This window comes from Paenibacillus sp. FSL K6-1217, from assembly GCF_045040735.1.
Lineage (GTDB): Bacteria > Bacillota > Bacilli > Paenibacillales > Paenibacillaceae > Paenibacillus_AQ.
Genome location: NZ_CP150271.1, coordinates 4,813,985 through 4,832,703 on the forward strand (window position 1 = coordinate 4,813,985; position 18,719 = coordinate 4,832,703).

12 protein-coding genes are annotated in these 18,719 nt (G+C 45.5%); 1 reads left to right on the forward strand and 11 read right to left on the reverse strand.

All coding sequences use genetic code 11. The features are described from left to right. Positions 1 to 109: 109 nt before the first annotated feature. Complete coding sequence (locus tag MHH28_RS21160; protein ID WP_405105254.1) at positions 110 to 949, reverse strand: MerR family transcriptional regulator; 840 nt, start codon at positions 947 to 949, stop codon at positions 110 to 112. A gap of 205 nt (positions 950 to 1,154) precedes the next feature. Here MHH28_RS21160 and MHH28_RS21165 point away from each other — a divergent pair, with 205 nt between their 5' ends. Then, the gene (locus MHH28_RS21165; RefSeq protein WP_405105256.1) at positions 1,155 to 2,258 is read left to right on the forward strand and encodes a GIY-YIG nuclease family protein; all 1,104 of its coding nucleotides are present in this window, start codon (positions 1,155 to 1,157) and stop codon (positions 2,256 to 2,258) included. A gap of 2 nt (positions 2,259 to 2,260) precedes the next feature. Here MHH28_RS21165 and MHH28_RS21170 read toward each other — a convergent pair whose 3' ends face one another. The 10 genes from MHH28_RS21170 to MHH28_RS21215 all read right to left on the reverse strand — a co-directional run bounded on the left by MHH28_RS21170 (position 2,261) and on the right by MHH28_RS21215 (position 18,704). Further along, the gene (locus MHH28_RS21170) at positions 2,261 to 3,496 is read right to left on the reverse strand and encodes a dienelactone hydrolase family protein (protein WP_405105258.1); all 1,236 of its coding nucleotides are present in this window, start codon (positions 3,494 to 3,496) and stop codon (positions 2,261 to 2,263) included. A gap of 142 nt (positions 3,497 to 3,638) precedes the next feature. Then, complete coding sequence (locus MHH28_RS21175; protein ID WP_405105260.1) at positions 3,639 to 4,073, reverse strand: DUF3021 family protein; 435 nt, start codon at positions 4,071 to 4,073, stop codon at positions 3,639 to 3,641. A 16-nt stretch (positions 4,074 to 4,089) separates the two neighbouring features. Then, the gene (locus MHH28_RS21180) at positions 4,090 to 4,545 is read right to left on the reverse strand and encodes a LytTR family DNA-binding domain-containing protein (protein WP_405117201.1); all 456 of its coding nucleotides are present in this window, start codon (positions 4,543 to 4,545) and stop codon (positions 4,090 to 4,092) included. A gap of 126 nt (positions 4,546 to 4,671) precedes the next feature. Further along, on the reverse strand, positions 4,672 to 5,472 hold the full coding sequence (locus MHH28_RS21185) for an ABC transporter ATP-binding protein (protein ID WP_405105262.1): 801 nt from the start codon (positions 5,470 to 5,472) through the stop codon (positions 4,672 to 4,674). After that, on the reverse strand, positions 5,472 to 6,503 hold the full coding sequence (locus MHH28_RS21190) for a FecCD family ABC transporter permease (RefSeq protein ID WP_405105265.1): 1,032 nt from the start codon (positions 6,501 to 6,503) through the stop codon (positions 5,472 to 5,474). Before MHH28_RS21190 ends, MHH28_RS21185 begins: the two co-directional genes overlap by 1 nt. Continuing rightward, on the reverse strand, positions 6,500 to 7,540 hold the full coding sequence (locus MHH28_RS21195; protein ID WP_405105267.1) for a FecCD family ABC transporter permease: 1,041 nt from the start codon (positions 7,538 to 7,540) through the stop codon (positions 6,500 to 6,502). The genes MHH28_RS21190 and MHH28_RS21195 overlap by 4 nt, the downstream gene beginning before the upstream one ends. Continuing rightward, on the reverse strand, positions 7,537 to 8,628 hold the full coding sequence (locus MHH28_RS21200; RefSeq protein ID WP_405105269.1) for an iron-siderophore ABC transporter substrate-binding protein: 1,092 nt from the start codon (positions 8,626 to 8,628) through the stop codon (positions 7,537 to 7,539). Before MHH28_RS21200 ends, MHH28_RS21195 begins: the two co-directional genes overlap by 4 nt. Positions 8,629 to 8,988: 360 nt before the next feature. Continuing rightward, the gene (locus MHH28_RS21205; protein ID WP_405105271.1) at positions 8,989 to 15,246 is read right to left on the reverse strand and encodes a metallophosphoesterase; all 6,258 of its coding nucleotides are present in this window, start codon (positions 15,244 to 15,246) and stop codon (positions 8,989 to 8,991) included. Between the two features lie 568 nt (positions 15,247 to 15,814). Continuing rightward, positions 15,815 to 17,443 (reverse strand): copper amine oxidase N-terminal domain-containing protein, encoded by a 1,629-nt coding sequence (locus tag MHH28_RS21210; protein WP_405105273.1) that lies wholly within the window; start codon positions 17,441 to 17,443, stop codon positions 15,815 to 15,817. A 406-nt stretch (positions 17,444 to 17,849) separates the two neighbouring features. Next, positions 17,850 to 18,704 (reverse strand): SDR family oxidoreductase, encoded by an 855-nt coding sequence (locus MHH28_RS21215; protein WP_405105275.1) that lies wholly within the window; start codon positions 18,702 to 18,704, stop codon positions 17,850 to 17,852. Positions 18,705 to 18,719: the final 15 nt, after the last annotated feature.

Consider the following 18,719-nt stretch of genomic DNA (forward strand, 5'->3'; position numbering starts at 1 on the left):
TGTGGTTAATGCTGTCCCGTTTCTCTCTCTGAATAGGACTGCTGACTACCGCACAAAGTGTAAACCTTGGTACTGTACCAAGGTCAATGAACAATATGTGAAATTTTTCTCAAAGTGGGCCGGACTCTCCGTCTGCCTCTACCGGGATATTAATCTCCAGATACGTTCTGCTGCCGTTACCCGTACGCTCGGTGAACAGAATTTTACCGCTGATGTCTCCGGTAATCTTATGATTGTGCGCCTCCACATACTCCAGCATGAATCCGAAGGCATCCCGCTCCAGATATTCCTCGTGGCCGCTGACAATTACAGCAGAAATGCAGGTCGCCGGCTCCAGATACTCTACGCCATCATACAGGCACACTCCGAGCTTCACCTGATCCGCCGCAAGCAGGCCAAGCCCCCAGCTGTATTCCAGCTCCCCTGGTCCGCAGACGCATTCGCCATGAATATTCTCCACCCGGAAGGAATAAAAGGTGAACGGCAGCAGCTCCATCCAGGCCTGGACGGTTTGTTTGAGATCATCCTTTTGCAGCAAATGATTCTTGTTCGTCTGCTGAATCCGGTACATGCCCGGCACCTGCTTCCTCTTGCAGGTATACAGGGATTCGCTGACCTGCGCCAGCTCCGCCTGAATCTCCTGAATCTTGCCGAGCAGCAGCGTGCTGCGCCGGATCTCCTCCTCCAGCTGCATACCGGCAGCGGCGATCGACTCCACCACTTGCTCACACGGCGCGTCCTTGATCAATCCGGCCACATCCTGAAGCGGGATCTGCATGCTCCGGTACCATCTGCTCGTCAATAGATTCCGCGCATCGAGATCGCTGAAATACCGGTAGTTATTATGATGATCCTTCACCGGCCGGACAATATCATGTTTCTCATATAAGCGCAGTGTATCTGCCGTCACTCCAAGAATGGATGCAAATTCACCGATCGAATACTTCATCAGCAGCCCCCCAGCTTACTTGATCGCATACGCTCATGCCTATTATTCATGTAATTAATGATAGAGGGTTTGGCCGGGAGACATTGTGGATTATGTCACACTGCTTCTACCAGAGGACCCGGGGGAGCTTTTCCTGTCGCAGGTGGCGGCAGCATGGTCTATACTTGAACGATAGGGAAGAAATCGACGAACGGAGGCGGCTGCCATGCCCGCAAATCTGACAGACAAAATCGCAGACCTGCCCTTGACGCCTGGCGTATACCTGATGAAGGACGGGCTGGGCCATGTGATTTATGTCGGCAAGGCGAAGCAGCTCCGGAAGCGGGTGCAGTCTTATTTTTATAATAATAAGGGGCATTCGCCCAAGGTGAAGCAGCTCGTCAAGCATATCCGCGATCTGGACTACCGGCTGACCGATACGGAGCTGGAGGCCTTCATACTGGAGTGCCAGCTGATCAAAGAGATCAAGCCGATGTATAACCGCAAAATGAAAAATCCGCTCGCCTACAGCTATATTTCTATCGTGGACAAGACGCCTTACCGGCAGATTGAGATTGGCTACGAGCCAAGTACAGAGGCGGGCAGCCTCGTATATGGCCCTTATACCAGCCGGAGTACGGTGGAGAGAGCTGTGCTGGGTATGAAGGAATCGCAGCGGATTCTATGCAGCAGTCCCCATTCGCGGAACTCCCGCTGCCTGAACCACTCGCTGGGCTTATGTATGGGGATGTGCGGCGGCAGTGCGGAAGCCATAGCGTATTACGAAGCGGTCATCGACCAGCTCATCTGTCTGCTGGAGGGCAGAGATAATGGGATTATGGCCGGGCTGGAGGCCCGGATGGAGGAGGCTGCGCTGCGGTTCGACTTCGAGGCCGCCGCCAAATTCCGCGATTACCTGGGGGCCGTCCACTCGCTGCTTCAGAAGGAGCAGGTGATCGAATTCACCGGAGAGAACAAGAATATCCTCGTACTGGAGCCGGTGGACGAGCAGTTCCATAAGCTGATCCTCATCAAGGGCAGCGTGATCCTCTACCGCACCCTGCTGGTAACGGAAGCCCTGAATGAAGGGCAGCTCACCGGGATGATGGCTGCATCCGCCCGGGAGGTCTTCCGCAGCAGCAGCCAGTCGGCTGCCACAGAAGAAATGAGCCGCCACAAGATCGACGAGGCGCAGATCATCTACAGCTACCTGAAGAGCAGCTCCGGCAACTATCTGCTCGTTCCGCCGGAATGGCTGGAGACTGAGGATACCGCCGGGCTGGAGGAAGGGATTAGGGAGCTGGTGCAGTCTTCCCTGTTGGATGTATAGCCTCAATACACCGCCTGCGGCGCAAACTGCCCGGTGCCTTTTAACGTATAGTCGTAGAATTCAAGAATCAGCTTATTCATCGTCTCAATACAGTAATACTTATCGATATCCGCCCGTCCGTGTTGAAGCACATTGGCAAGTATCGGGGAGAATAGCGGCAGGTCGGTCAGGCTTAAGTGCTTGGCCCCCTCAAAATGAACGGTATACGCATCCTTGAAGTTTGGATTATCCGTCTGGTTCGCCGCATAAGCTGAATTCTTCCCGAGCTGTCTCCACACATCATCCGTGTAAATGTTCAGTAGCGGTACGCGGTAGGGTTCATTTTTGGCCGCCAGATCATTGCGTCTCCGGTCATATATCAGCTCGGTGAAGAACGGCGCATCCAGATTCACAACAGCATCCACATCACTGCGCTCCCGGCCGAGCGCCACGCTTGCCGCACCGCCCATCGAGTGGCCGAATACGCCAATGTGCTTAGTGTCGATCAATTGGTACACAGGTTCCTGGTCCTTTCCCGCCTTCTCCAGGATATTATCAATCACCAGATTCATATCCCCGGTCCGCAGCTTCATCCATTTACGCGTAAGTCCGTACAACTCTTCTATGGTGTACACTCCATCTTTGTTAGAATCGCTAACCTCCCGCATATACGCTGCATTAACCGTAGTGACTTTCCCGTCCACACCCTGTGTATAAAAAGAATGGTATGGATGATCGATGGACACCACGACATACCCGTGACTGGCCAGCTCCGTGAAGGTGGAAGCGTTGCTCTCTCTAACCCCGAAGGCTCCATGAGAAAAGACTACCAGCGGATACGTGCCCTCCGCATTGCCGGGATACCAGAATTCCACATTCACCTGCCGGCGCTCGCCCGTATCGGTAAATTCCTCCATCCGGTTAGGGTCCGTATAGGTGTAGACAGCCGTTCTGACTTCATATTGCCCGGTCACTTCAGGTGCCCGGTACTGCGGGAAGAGAATGGGGGGTATAAGTGCGATTAGCAGCGCCACAGCGGTTATAATGATTTTCAATACCCTCGATGAACGTTTGGGCTTACGGGGCTTCGCCTTACTCCGGATAAGATCAATTGAACCCTTCAGTGCAAAAATAAACAGCAATACCGCCAGCAGAACCCAGCTGAAGCTCCAATCTATAACGGGCGACAGTATCAGAATAACGAATACGATGAACAGGGTAATTCTAATCCAACTTATGAGCTTGATGCGGTTGTGCATAGGGATAATTCTCCTTTTCGCGTGAGGTGATGATTTCATCATAAAAAACTGCGAAAAGGGTGTATACCCATTTACGGTAAGCTGTAGCTACAGGGCAATAAGATGCACATTATCCCCACAAAGCGCGATACTGACTATGGAATTACCCGCGAATGTCCTGCTTCACAGCCTTCAGTCTCTCATTAATCTGCTCCGCTTCCTTCTTATCCTTCTCATAGGACAGCAGACGGACAATGGCATAGACTACAGCGATTTGCAGAGCAAGCAGAAGTGCAGCGGACACACTGGCTACAACTCCGATCAGGCTGGCAAGGGCAATCAACAGAATCTCCAGCAGGAGAAAATGAATCACAATTCTAACACGCATGGCCTGCTCGCTTACCCCATTAGGAGCGTACAACATCATGCCTGTCAATGCTCCAAGCAGGGAGAATCCCATAATCGTATAGATGGATATCAGGTCAAAGGCGAGTTCCGGCATAAAAATCTGCCGCAGCACCGTAATGATAATGATGATGGATGCGAAGATAACCAGAAAATCGCGGATGATGTCTTTGGCAACCTCAGAACGCTTCATACTGTGATCCCCTCCTTTATAATCCAAGTCTTTGTTTCAGTACGGGCACATACTGTCTTGAAATGACTACACGTTCCCCATTATCAAGCAGTGCTGTGAACCGGCCGCTGAGGGACGGACGCACGCTTTCGATCTTGGCGATATTCAGAATCGTGGATTTGGAGGCGCGAAAACAGTTCTTGTCTCGGCACAGCGCCTCCAGCTCATACAGCTTCTGCTTCACTTCATACACCTGGTTATCGCTGTAGACGAATACTTTACCGTCCACGGCTTCGAAATAATAGACATCACTGAGCTTGATGCGGCTGACCCGCTCTTCCTGTACCCCCAGGAGGACAAGAGTCTCTGCCTTAAGCTTATGTACAATCTGACTGATTTCTTCAGTTGCTTCATAGCATCTGATGATGATTTCCTCTTGCTGCTCCTTGCTGATGTGCTCGATGGAAATTTTGATAGGATCACCTGTTTTAATTCAGATTAGAAAAGCTCTGTTGCCTAATTAATGTACATGATAAGGGAACCGCTCTCAAATATATTTTCTACAGGTACATAAAAAAGCTGCCCTCCGGTTGGACCGGTCGGACAGCCTTGTATAAGCTTAGTTGTTATGATACCGCCCCCGCGGCACGACCAGCGGGGAACCGGAGACCGGGTCAGGAATGACTGTGCTATCCAGTCCGAAGATCTCTTTAACCCGCAGGCTTGTGATAACCTCTGCGGGTGGGCCCTCCGCAACCAGCCTGCCGGAGTGCAGCGCGAAGATATGGTCGGCATACCGGGCGGACAGGTTGATATCATGCAGGACCATGACAATGGTGGTTCCGTGCTTGCGGTTCAGATCGGTGAGCAGGTCCAGGATCTCCACCTGATAGGTGATATCCAGGAAGGTGGTCGGCTCATCGAGGAACAGGATATCGGTCTGCTGGGCCAGGGCCATCGCAATCCAGACCCGCTGCTGCTGGCCGCCTGAGAGCTCGTCGATATTGCGGTTGGCGAATTCGGTGATATTCATGATCTCCATCGCTTCGGCCACAGCCTCGTAATCCTTCCTGGACCAGCCCCCCAGCAGCGACTGGTGCGGGAATCTGCCGCGTCCCACCAGATCGGCAACCGATATCCCTTCCGGTACAACCGGTGATTGCGGCAGCAGACCGATGACCCGGGCCAGCGCTTTGGCCGGAATCTGCGAGATCGGCTTGCCGTCCAGCGTCACCTGGCCTGCGGTATGCTTGATCAGTCTGGCCATGGTTTTAAGCAGGGTAGATTTCCCGCAGCCGTTCGCGCCGATAATCACGCTGATCTGATGATCCGGGATCACCAGGTCTATCCCATGAATAATCGTCTTATTCTCATAGCCCGCTATCAACTGCTCAGCTCCAAACACATGTGCCTTGTTCATTATAACTCTCCCTTTCGATTCATGCGGATTAACAGGAAGATCAGATACGGCGCTCCGAGTAATCCGGTAATGATGCCTACAGGGAATCTGTACTCAAAAGCAAATTGGCCGATCAGATCGGACGCCAGAACGAGATTCACGCCGACCAGGCCTGCCGGAATGATGCTGGAGGCGCCTGTACCCACCAGTCTTTTGGCAATCGGCCCTGACAGGAAGGAGACAAACGCAATCGGTCCGGTAGTAGCCGTAGCAATCGCCACCATGAACACTGAGCTGACAATCAGTGCAATCCGGGTCCGGTCCGTGCTAACACCAAGTGAGGTAGCTGACTGCTCCCCCAGCTCAAGAATACTCAGATGCTTGCCCAGCAGCAGGATGATAGGCGAACAGATCAGCACGATGATCACCAGCGGCGGAAGCTCGCGCATCTGTGATCCGTTGAGACTGCCGGTCAGCCAGCGGACCGCTGAAGGGATGTCCTTCTCGGAGCCGATCAGCAGCAGGTAGGAGATCACGGCATCCAGCATTGCCTGAAGACCAATCCCGATCAGAATTAACCGCCCGATGGAGAAGGTTCTTCCCCTGGAGAGCACGTAGATCAGCAGCACGGTGGCAAGGCCAGCGATTACCGAAGCAACAGAGACGACAGCTCCGCTGGCTTGAAGGATCACGATGCAGTATACCGCCGCCGCACTCGACCCGGAGGTAATGCCAATGACATTCGGATTCGCCAGCGGGTTGCGCAGCATCGTCTGGAAGGTGTACCCTGCCATACCGAAGGCGAATCCGGCAAAAAGACCCGCCAGCATCCGCGGCAGCCGGATCACATTCACGGCGAAGGAGACACCCTTAAGCTCCTCCCCGGAGAGTGCGCGGATGACCTCGGAAATGGGATAGATGGTATTCCCGAGCAGAAGCATCGCGCAGCACAGTACACAAGCAAGCACTGCAAGCAGGCCGGTAACCAGCACGCCCCGGCGGTGTCTCTTACGTCTGCCAGCCCTAATAAATTCAATCGATTGATTTCTCATAAGGATCGCACTTTCGACTTCATCGCTAATAGAATCAGGATCGGTGCCCCCACAAAGGCTGTGACCACACCGACTTCAAGCTCTCCGGGGCTTCCAAGCAGCCGGCCGCCTACATCGGAGACCGTCAGAATAATTGCCCCGGTGACCGCTGACATCGGGATCACGAACCGCAGGTCCGAACCGAGAAGTAGCCGGATCACGTGAGTGGACAAGAGGCCGATGAACCCGATAGGCCCGGCCAGTGCTGTCACTGCTCCGCATAATAATACCCCTGCCAGCGCGGCGATAAGCCGCAGTGTCCCTGTGCGGACCCCGAGGCCGGTCGCCACATCGTCGCCCAGAGCCAGTGCATTCAGGGCCGGGGCTGTAAGGAAGGCAATCAGCATGCCGATCAGCAGGAACGGAAGGAAGGTTGTAATGCCGCTCCAGGTGCCCGCACCAACGCTGCCCACCTGCCAGAACCGGAACTGGTCCATAACATATGCACGCGGAATCATGATCGCGGTAACCAGAGAGGACAGCGCCGCGCTGATGGCAGCACCTGCCAGAACGAGCTTAATGGGCGTGGCTCCGCCACGCCCCATGGAGCCGATTCCGAATACGAATACCGCTGTAATTGCAGCTCCGGCTAAGGCTAACCATATATATTGGTTCGCAGTGCTTATGTTCAGGAAAGCAATTCCGCAGACCACGAACAAAGAGGCTCCCGTGTTCACCCCAAGGATGCTGGGGTCGGCAATCGGGTTGCGGGTCACCGCCTGCATCAAGGCTCCCGATACGCCGAGCGCCCCGCCGCACATCAGGCTGAACACCGTCCGGGAGATCCGCTTGCGCACCACGTTCGCCCCGTAGCTGTCCGCCTCTGGACGGAATAGCCCGTCAATCAGCTCATTCCAGCCTACATGACGGGCTCCCAGTACCAGTGAGGCAATGACGCACAGGACCAGCAGGACCAGGCAGCTCATCAGCACCAGGATGAAATTCTTTGGCATATGCATTTTTAGCTTGCTATCTTCCGAGACCGGTGAACTTATCATTTTATTTTATCAATAGCTCCCCCGATTAAGGCAAGGTAATCATCAATCGTATACGCAATGGACAGCGGGTTCGGTGTTCCGGCAGCGACCAGCGGAGTATCACTGTCGATAAAAGCTACCGATCCCCGTTCGATAGCCGGGATTTTGCCGATTAGTGAATCTGCCTGAAGCGACTTAAGCAATTCGTCATTTCCATAACCCACGATCAGATCAGCGTCATACAGAGCTTCCACATTCTCGGAGCTTAAGCTGAGCGAGTAGCTGGTAGGGTCAGTAATCTGTTTGGTAATGCTGTCGGGATACGTCATCCCCAGCTCATACAGGAAGGCGACCCGGGAGTCCACTGGTGTATAAATATGCAGTTTCGACAAGTCTTCAGCGGAGAAATTGACCCACACTACTTTTTTGCCGGCAATCTGCGGATATTTACTCAGCTTGTCGTTAACCAGAGCTTCAGTATCCTTGATGAGCTGCTCGCCTTCAGCCTTCATGCCCATGCCTTCTGCGTTCAGCAGCACCTGCTCGCGCCATGTCGTTGCCCACGCTGCGGTCGGATAAGCTACCACGGGAGCGATTTGGCTAAGGGTCTCATAATCTTCCTTCGTTAGACCGGAGTACGCGGCAAGAATGACATCCGGGTTGGCGTCAGAGATCGCCTCGAAATCCAGACCATCGGTATCCTGGAACACATTCGGATCGGTTACATTCAGCTCCTTGAGCTTATCTGCGGTCCAAGGCAGCAGCCCGCTGCCATCCTGCACACCGAAGTTGGCAGCCGAGAAGCCTACCGGGACTACGCCCAGAGCCAGTGCCACATCATGGTTAGCCCATTGCACAGTAACTACGCGTTCCGGCTTGCTCTTAATGACAGCTTCACCTAACGCATGCTTGATGATAATCGGATAGGTCACAGCATCCTGCGCCGCAGGTGCTTCTGTGCTTGCCGCTTCGCTGGTTGCAGCAGCCGCCGGTGCCGGAGAAGGAGATGCGGCTGAATTCGGCTGATTGGAGGAACAGCCTGCCAGCACTAGAGTTAGCGCTAATGGAATGAATAATGTTTTGAAAGAGAATTTTTTGCTGCTGTTCATGTGTGGACCCGTCCTTATCTAAATAGGTTTTTTATACGATAATGAGAATCATTATCGATAAATATATAGGGGTCCGGGCAAGTTGTCAATGTTAAATCTGGATTCACTTGAAAAATCAAAATTTTTCAGATCTATTGCACTAGTAATAAATAAATATTTGAGGAAATAAAAAAACTAACAATAGCCACTCATGTTAGCGAGCGATTACTGTTAGTTTAAGTGTCTTTTATGATCCATTTTATTGTTAACATAGTCTCTCAAGGAATTAAACTAGAATAACAATATTTTCAGTATTTCAAGTTAAACTTGAGAAGAAATTGATAAAGCTATTACTTAAATGAAGGAATTTGATGAAAAAACTTAAAAAAACACTATCTCTTTACTCTGATATTCCATTTTGTATTCTTCTTCAAACATCCAATCAGGAATTTTGTAATCATGACATCTAGCTTTCGCAAATCTAGTTTTAAACGTGTAACCTGATGGATCATCAATTTTATGATGCTTGGATAGCCATCCTAAAATAAGATGCCCTTCTGGATCATCAGAAAGTGCAATATCAAGCCACCAACCAAGATATAACGAACAGTTACCTAACTTTTGTATTATTGAATCAGCTTTCAACCATTCAGAGTCCAACGTTTGTTCTCTAACAATAGCTAACACTAAATTTAAATAAGCTGTTATATCATTATTGTACAGTTCATTTTCTAATAGAGTAAATATACTTCCTACATTTTCGTGAGATTTTAATTCTTTTCTTCTAAGCATATATGCTATTGATGTACCCGCTTGTTGAAATCCAGCATCTCTAGATTTCATTAATAAATCTGTCGCTAATTCGTAGTCTTTTAAACCATATGCAATGATTCCAAATTGATAAAGATCCTGTGGGCTAGCATTTTCAAGAGCGTTATTTATATTGCGCTTCCCTTTGGCCTCATCCTTTCCAATTTTCAATCCCTTTTTCAATCTTATACCATACTCTAAAGTAGCTCCTTTAGATTGTAACTCCATAGCTTTTCTCAGTCTATGATTTCCAGAATTCACATGTTTTTTTAAAGACTTACCTTCAATATATGCTATTGCAAGTCTATAATTAGCTTCACCGTTCCCCTTCCGAATGAGATATTTTAGTAATTTTTCACCTTTTTTAACATCTTTTTTCAGATATATCCCTTCAATTAGTAACTCAGAGTACTGCAATATTGCTTTATCTTTATCGCTATCTACCAATTCTTCAAAATAACGAATTCCTTGTTCAATATCTTTATCCATATTGAATCCATAAATTTTTAATAAAGCTAAATACTCTTTTGCTTTATAGTATCCATTTGCAATAAGTTCCTCAAGTAAGGTTATTCCTTTTGGAACATTCTTATACGAATTCTCACTTTCAATATATAATTTTGCTAAATAATATTTCCCCGCAAGATCCCCACTGTTTGAGGAATCTGTGAATAAATTAACTGCTTTTTTTATATCTTGGGGGATGCGTGTCCCATCCGCTAAATAACATGCATATCTGACCTTTGCTTCAGCACTTCTTCCATCTACAGTTTTTTCAAATAACTCAATTGCCTTATTGGTATCCATTTTTGTTGAAACACCATCAAGATATATATCACCAAGAGTAGCCATTGCTAAGTAATCATTGTTTTCAACTGATTTCTCTAATAAAGAAATCCCTTCACCTTCATATCTTTGATTAAACAACCCATTAATTAAAAATTCAGCTAACAACCTTCGTGCATAGTCATTTCCTTGAAGTTCTGCTTCTCTTAACAAACCTTCTCCTTTTTTTATGTTTGTGCAAACTCCCTCATTACCTGTCGTCAAGTAAAAACCGTACATTACTTTAGCCTCTACGTTATATTCAGAAAGTTTTCTTAATTTCTCTAATCCAAAATCAATATTTTTCTTTATAGAATCCCCTTTTATTAATCTTTCCGATAATTCTAATATTCCATCTTCGTAATTCTCATTTTCTAGTTTTGTAAGAATTTCAATACCTTCACTTTGATTTTTCTCAAGAAATAATCCATCTAACAAAATTCTTGATAAAATAAGTGCTGCTAGATTATCCCCGGATTTTATAGCTAGTCGTAATAGGTTTTCTCCCTTTTCTTTATTTTGTTTAACATATGCCCCTCTAACATAAGCATCTCCTAAAATCCGAAGTGCATTAACTTCTCCCTCAGAACATGCTTCCTCCATCAGCTTTATTCCTGCAGTAAAGTTTAAAACATTTGATATTCCAATAATTATTGCTTGCCCTAAAATCGTTTTTGCTAAAGTATCTCCTAAATTAATAGAATTAAGAAGTAGTTGCTCACCCTCAAATATATTTTTCGGCAAACCATTTCCATACAACATTCTATAACCCAATTTACGCATTGCCTTGGGATCAGAGAGTTCAATTGATTTTCTTAGATGATTAAGACCTTCCTCTACCCTTCCCTTTACCAGCTCTTCGTCTATAAACAAATCTGCCAAATAATTTCTGGCCAATATACTTCCGTTTGTCTCAGCATATTCCAACAGATTGATGGCATACTCTAACTCGTCTTCTTTTATTTTATTTTCATTGATTATACACTTTGCATAATGATATCTTGCATTTAAGTCTCCAGCTTTTATAGCCTTTAAAAAAAGTTCACGACTCTTATACTGATTTTTTTCTACACCATGACCATTCCAATATTTATTTGCCAAATTACGAATTGCCGATATCTCCCCAATAGAGGCAGCTTTCTCCAATTGCTTTATTCCCTTTTCAATATTCCTCTCATAAAAAAGTCCTTCAATAAGAAGCTCCCCATAGTACACTAAGCCTTCGGGGTACTCTTTTCCAACCAATTCTCCCAATAATTCCTGCGCTAAAATTATATCCTTTTCAATATATTTCCCTTCAAATAGTAATTGTGAATAGTCTAATATAGCTTCTTCATCAGCAATATCAATCAATTCCTTTAACAGGGATAAACCTTTTTCAATATTTTGGTGAATTAAAGTACCAGAAATCAACAAATATGAATAGTACTTTTTTGCTTCTATAAAGCCAGATTCAGTTAATTCATCAAAATACTTTATCGCCATAGTTTGATTATCTCTAGAAACATTTAGAATGTATTTAGCCATCTGATACTTAGCTAACTCATCCCCTCTATCTATCGCAATGTTTAACAGGTTCATACCTTTTTCTACATTTCTTTTAATGTAATGTCCATAAAGGTTACGAATACCCATAATACGAAAAGCATCAACATTGTCTTCGTTCTCTATTAGCTCTTCTAATATAGAGTCGGATACCGTGATGTCCGACTCAACTCCTTTTCCGATCAATAATCTAACAGCTAAATCTAGTTTGGCTGTTTTATTCCCTTCAGCGGCAGATTCTTTTAAAAGTTGGAGACCCTCTATATTATCTTCATTAGGAAACATTCCATCTAGAAGTAAGCTACCCAAAATCCCTTTTGATATCGAGTCCCCATTCTTAACTCCATCTCTTAAAATAAGTTCAGCTTTTCCAACATTTGTATCTACCCTTTTGCCCTTCATATAAATATATCCTAGAAATGAATATGAATTGGGGACTCCTAACTTATAAGCCTTCTCTAAGAATTCCATGGTTAAATCAATAGCTATACCAGGATCATGAAAAAATGAATATCCTATCTTAAAAATCTTTCTTCCACCAGCATTTTGGGACATACTTTCCACAAATAAATTGATGTCTGTTTTTCTGGAGAGCCAGAGGTTCTCTTTTTCTATTCCCTTTAATGATTCGGCTATAAAGTCTGACTTCAGAGATGCATCTGCTGATAACCATTCAAGTGTGTAACGGATAGATTCCTTAATGTCCTTGGAGCTAAAATATTTTTCTTTGAGAAATAAAGCAAAATCTTTGTCAATTAATTTCACACGAGTAAAACGAGTATCATTAATCCTAACCTTAATTTTTTTTAACTCATTTCTAACTTTTGGCAACCTACAATGAATTTCCCTAAAATGCAGAAATTGTTGGATGTATTCTAACGGGATCGATTGTACTGGCTCAAATACAGCCAGCAATAGTAAAATTTCTTCAAAAGTCTCATCCTGATTGTAGGATTGTAGCTCTTGTTCAAAACGGGAAACTTCTGAATTATCTAAACTATTAATTAATTCAGTTGTAACAAGACCTTCGCCTTCTTCAACTAATGATAATAACTTTTTTAATTTTGCAACCTCTCCATTTGTTTTTTCAAAAAGTTCTGAATTGATTTTATTATTATATTCATTAGCTTCCTTTAGGCCCGAAAAGTATTTCATGTCAGATTCCTCAAAGTTATTAGTTGATAATATTTGAGTTCCTTCAGTCTGAAATAGTGAAACATCATCAGAATTATTTGTGACTAAAATCAATTTTGAATTCTCAGGTAATCCTATAAGTAAATCTGCAATTTCCTTTCTCATTTGAGAGATCATTTCAAATGAATCAATTATTAATATAAAGTTCCCACATTCTTGGTTTAATCTTCTTGTGGCTTCTTTAAAGTAGTAATTAATTTTTTGTATGTTGCTTTGATTAAAATAAAGGTTTATATTTCTCTCGCTTTGCTCTGCAACCTCTCCAACATATTCATTAAAAAAAGAAACATCTATTCTATTGACTATATGAGAGTTGATTTGTTCAACAATTGATCTAATAAAATCAACAATGCTAGTAGAATGTTTAAAAGAAAATATTAGTAGTAACTGCTTATCAGATTTTTGAGTATTATTAATGATCAATTTTGCCAATATTGTTGATTTCCCAACATTCCTCTTCCCTTGCAATAATGTTACTTTATTTTCCAATACACTAGCTTTGAGGTTGACAAGATCCTTATCCCTACCTTTAGAATTATTAGCAAGGAGTATATATTCATTATTTATTGATTCTATAAGATTCTTGACATCTGAAGAAAATTGATCATTAAATATATTTCCTATAGTTTTTGATTTAAAAAAATCCAATTCAACATAAATCGAAAACATAAGACTAAAGAGGGCTTCGGTAATAAAGCCATATTTACTTTTTAAATAAAGCCTCTCATACCTAGATTTATCAATGTTCTCGAAAGTTTCTTTAGCAGAGTTAAGTAGTAATTTTATATTTTCATCTTCTAAACTTTTACTTGTAAGGAATGTATAATATTCAAATACATCAAGAACTTCACTCTGATTTTTAAAATTAAGCTGAAGATATCTAAACCATTTTCCAACAAATAAGAAAAGATCTATGATATCTTGATTCTCAAATTTAGTCGAATCCCCGAAATACTTTTCTAATTTATTTAAATCACCAAGAAGTTCATCTCTTTTATCATTTTCAAAACTTAAAAGCACCCTGTCCATTGTTATAACTGTGATTTCTAAGAAATCAAGGAGCCTACTATTTTTATTTAATATATTATCCACAAAGTTTCTTATTAATCGTATGTGCTTATAAAAGTGATGATCTGATGAATCATTTGTTAAAAAATTTCCCTCTGACAAATAATCAAGACCATAACTTGTGTTGCTTCTTTTGTCATCGGTAGTATTATCAATCTCTATTATTTTCGCTTCACTTTTTTTTTTTGAAATGCTAGATTTTTTAATATTTTTATTAAAGGTTACCCTGCCATTATCGTCTGGACCTAACTCTATATTTGCAATATATCTATCATGATTTTGCGAGTACATTCTATGATGAACTAGAAATTTGCTATTCTCAAAAGAAAAGTCAATAATGGAATACCCATTAGTAAATCTTTGATCATGACTAAATACTCCATCGAACGTATTAGATGGGGAAATAGAAACTAATAAATCCCCATATGTAGTTGTTTCCTTATGACTACTTCCTCTATGGACGTGTCCACATAATACCAGATCATACTCCCTTTGCATAAATGCCTGAACTACTTCCATGTCAAAGGGCTTTAACAAATCAAACTGATGATGAAGTACAGCTATTCTAAAATCACTTTTTTCAAGTTCTTTCCTAGCTTCCTTAGCTTGTTTTACTCCTAGCAAGATATTGCTGTTATCATAATCACTATCATAGCATCTCCACGCCGTGTTAAAGGCAGAGATTCCAATCTGTTTATCTAAATAATCGTATTGATACGTTGAATGAAAATTGGTTATTCGGCTATTTGGTGTTTTGAGATGATATTCTCTTTCGAAATTTTTGAAAGGAATGACTCTTTTGATTTCGACTGCAGTGTCTATGTTCTCTTCTATGAATTGAGAGACAGAAACTTGGCTATCTAGTGTAGTTCTAAGTCCAATTTCAGTGTTTCTACTATCAGCATCTCTATTGATATCATGATTGCCCGGGACAAAAACAAAATTTTCTTTTGAAAGATTGAGCGCTTCCAATAAGGGACTAGCAACATACTCTTCGAATTTAGCAAAAGCGTTCTCAATACTTCCAAAGCTTCTACCCCCTCTATCGATAAGATCCCCTGAAAAGATAATAAGATCTATTCTTTTCTCATTATTATATTCGATTAGATCATTTACTAGTGCATCCACAATAAAATTAGAAGTATCTTTTATACTATTACTTGCAATATGAAAATCTGATAAATGTATTATTCTCATATAGGAAACCCCTCCATAAAATTCGGTAGATGCTTATATTTGGGAATATTATATCCGAATTACTATGGTTATACCAATGAGTTTTGTTTTTTTATAACAACTATTTAACTAGACATTGGAAAGTTCTTGTCGAAAAATACATGAATAGAAAAGTCATTCAATCAAGTGAACAACACTATATTAAGCAATTGAACATAGCATTGATCAAATATATGAACTCCCCCTTACAGCATTCCTGTCCATATTTTTTTAATATATCCATGTCCAAGCGGATTATTGGCTTGGTCGTCGGCTTAAGTTTTTTTGAGGGAGAGTTCAGAGATTCGGGATGCCCCGCTGTGATTAATATTGATATTGTGGGCTTCGGGCTTAAGACTCTTATGCTAAATGGATCAGTTATAGGGGATTTATCCCTTTAAATTTTCGACCTTCTTGCCCTTCTCCCCTCCTCTAACCTTCAACTGAACTTAAGAACAACAAAAGCCCGCAAACGGCACCTGTTACAGTGAGCCGCTTGCGGGCTTGTCTAATCTTGATCTAATAAACAATTTAACTTCTATCCCATGAATTACATACTCTTGGTCAAGGTAATGGACTGATCGGCGTTGCCCCATTGTACATTCCAGCCCAGCAATTCGGTGATGAAACGAAGGGGAACTACGGTTCTGTTGTCTTCGTTCACAAAGACCTTGGCGCCGACGGATTTTCTCATGCCATTGACTTCCATGAAGTCTTTGTTCATCCAGAAGACCAGGGTGTCGCTGCCTGTGGTAATGGTTACCTGCTGCGCCTGCTTATTCCACTTCACCTCTGCCCCGATACCTTCACTCAGGTAACGCAGCGGGATGTAAGTCATTCCGCTCCAGATGAACGGCTTGGTATCCATTTGCGTGACGGTTCCGTTAATGTTCAGGACGCCGCTGCCCACCTTCATCCAGACCTTCACCATGGAAGCTGGATCTGCTGGTGTTGCTGGTGCTGGTACTGCCGCATCCTGGAACTTGTCGTTGAACTGTGTGACAATCGCATGGCCCAGCGCTTGACCCACACCGAACATCGTTTTGTAGCCCTCGCGGTTGGTCTTGTACGAAGCGTCATAGTTGCCCGCTGCATATTGCGTAAGCACCAGCTGTACCTGATTCTCGTGGGTAGTCAGTGCGGCTTGCCCCGCTGACTTCGGCAAATTGCCTGCTGTAGCCGAATCAAGGAAGGCTGCGAATTCAGTGGTGAAGCCTGCGATACGCGCTTCTACTGCCGCTTTTGCCGCTGCATCCTTGTTCTTCACTGCCGCTGTGAAATCAGCCTGGGCGTTGACATGATTCGTTACCCAGATCTTCTCGAAGGCCGCAGCCCCTTCTGTGCCATAGATGGATGCAATGGCTGCTTTGAAATCTGCCGTATTCATGGCTTCGGCTGCAATCAGCGCACTGGAGGCGGCTCTTCCGTCATATTGCTCCTGCATTTGCAGGACGGACAGAGCAAAGTGTTCACCCGCTAACTGGTTGAGTGCGGATCTCAGATCAGCGGCCTTGGTGTCTGCCTTGGTATTCTCGAATTTAGCAGGCATTTGCGTAGCAATTGCACTGGACAGGGCCTTGCTGATGCCGAACATCTCTGCATAACCCTTGCGGTAAGCTTCGTACGCGCCCTTGTAATCACCGGCTACATAATCTTCGAACACCTCTTGGACATGATCCTCGTGACTGCGGATCACCTGCTTCGCTGCCGCTGCCGGAAGCTTGCCCTCTGTTGCCGTGCCGAGGAAATTCCCAAACTCGTCTACAAAGCCGCTAACTTTATCTTCTGCTGCTTTGACGGCTGAGGTGTCCTTGTTCTTCGTCGCCTTCACCAGATCGTCGGTGTACTTGTTATGGGCACGGAAAATCCGTTCAAATTCAGCTGCGCCAGCATCACCGTACAGTGAAGCGATGGCGGGCTGCATATCGACTGCATTTTGGTCAAGCGCCTGAAAAGCGGCGGTGGCATCTTTGGTGCCGTCATAGGCCTTCGTCATTGCGGTTACCGCAAGGGTGAAATGCTCGGAGAGCAAATAATCCAGGCCCGCTCTCAGCTCGGCAGCCGGTGTATTCACCGAAGCCTTCATCATCGCGGCTGCCGGAGCTGCCTCCGCACCTGCCAGCACAGGTACCATTAGGGTCAAGCTTAACATCGGAACGACTAGCTTCTTCATCTTCATCTCACTTCACTCCTTAGGTTGGTGTAATATGTGGTGTTCACGTTGCCTGTCTGCCTGTTTGCCTATACATATACTGAAACGCAGGGAGTTCAGGTCTGGATCATAATCCCGGTTAAAAAAATAAACACCACCCCCAACTTCGCTCCCCAATCTGCTTGTATCTCTAGCCGCAGCGCGGCTAAATCGTATTTCGCTCCCTCTGATCTACATACGGCCCGCTTACCTTCCACACCGGCACATTGTGTTCGGTTTTTCGATTACATTCGGCCCGTGCGTCTCCCGATCAGATCCTGCAAACGCAAAAAAAAGGCTGCCTGCCGGTTGCCGAACAACCGGTATAGGACAGCCTCTTCTCATAGCGGGCCCTGCCAGAGTATAACTGGCGGACTTGCTTAATTAACAGTGGTTAACCCAGCAACGCGCGTACACCTTCACTCAGCGGAGTAAGCGGACGGTTCAGCAGCTTCGCAAGGTCGCCGCTCTCGATATTCAGCGCGCCGTCGCGGATGGCTCCCTGAATGGCAACAACGATCGGCAGCGCCGCTTCCGGCACGCCTGCTTCGCCCATAATCCTAGCATAGGCGGTATCATCCACCTGCTGCACGGCGACCTCCTGGCCCAGAACCTCGCCGACCACCGCTGCCAGCTCTGCCTGGGTAAGCGGAGTGCCGGACAATTCGTAGATGACGCTCTCACGGCTCTCTCCAGCCAGAACAGCCGCCGCTGCTTCAGCATAATCGCTGCGCAATGCCCAGCCTACCTTGCCGTCTTGGGCAGAGGTCAACCAAGGAGCGCCGGCTTTCACGGCTTGAATAGAGCCGACTTCGTTCTCCAGGTACCAGTTGTTGCGAAGGAAAGCGTACGGAATACCGGATTCACGGATGAACTCTTCTGTCGCCCGGTGTACCGGCGCCAGGAACAGGGAGCTGTTATCGGCATCGCCTACACTGGTGTATACGATGAAGCCTACACCTGCACGGACAGCTGCGTCTACAGCTGCCTTATGCTGGCGGATACGGGTGTCGTTGTCGCCGTCAGCCGAGACGATCAGCAGACGCTCCACTCCGGCAAAAGCGGTATCAAGCGTCTCCGGCTGATCGAAATCGCCATGGCGGACATCGACGCCGCGTGCCTTCAATGCTTCTGCCTTCTCCGGGTTTCTCACACTGGCTACAATATTCTCAGCGGGTACGGTCTTCAGCAGAGTCTCTGCTACGATGGAACCAAATTTACCTGTTGCTCCTGTTAATGCGATTGTCATCTCGAATTCCTCCAT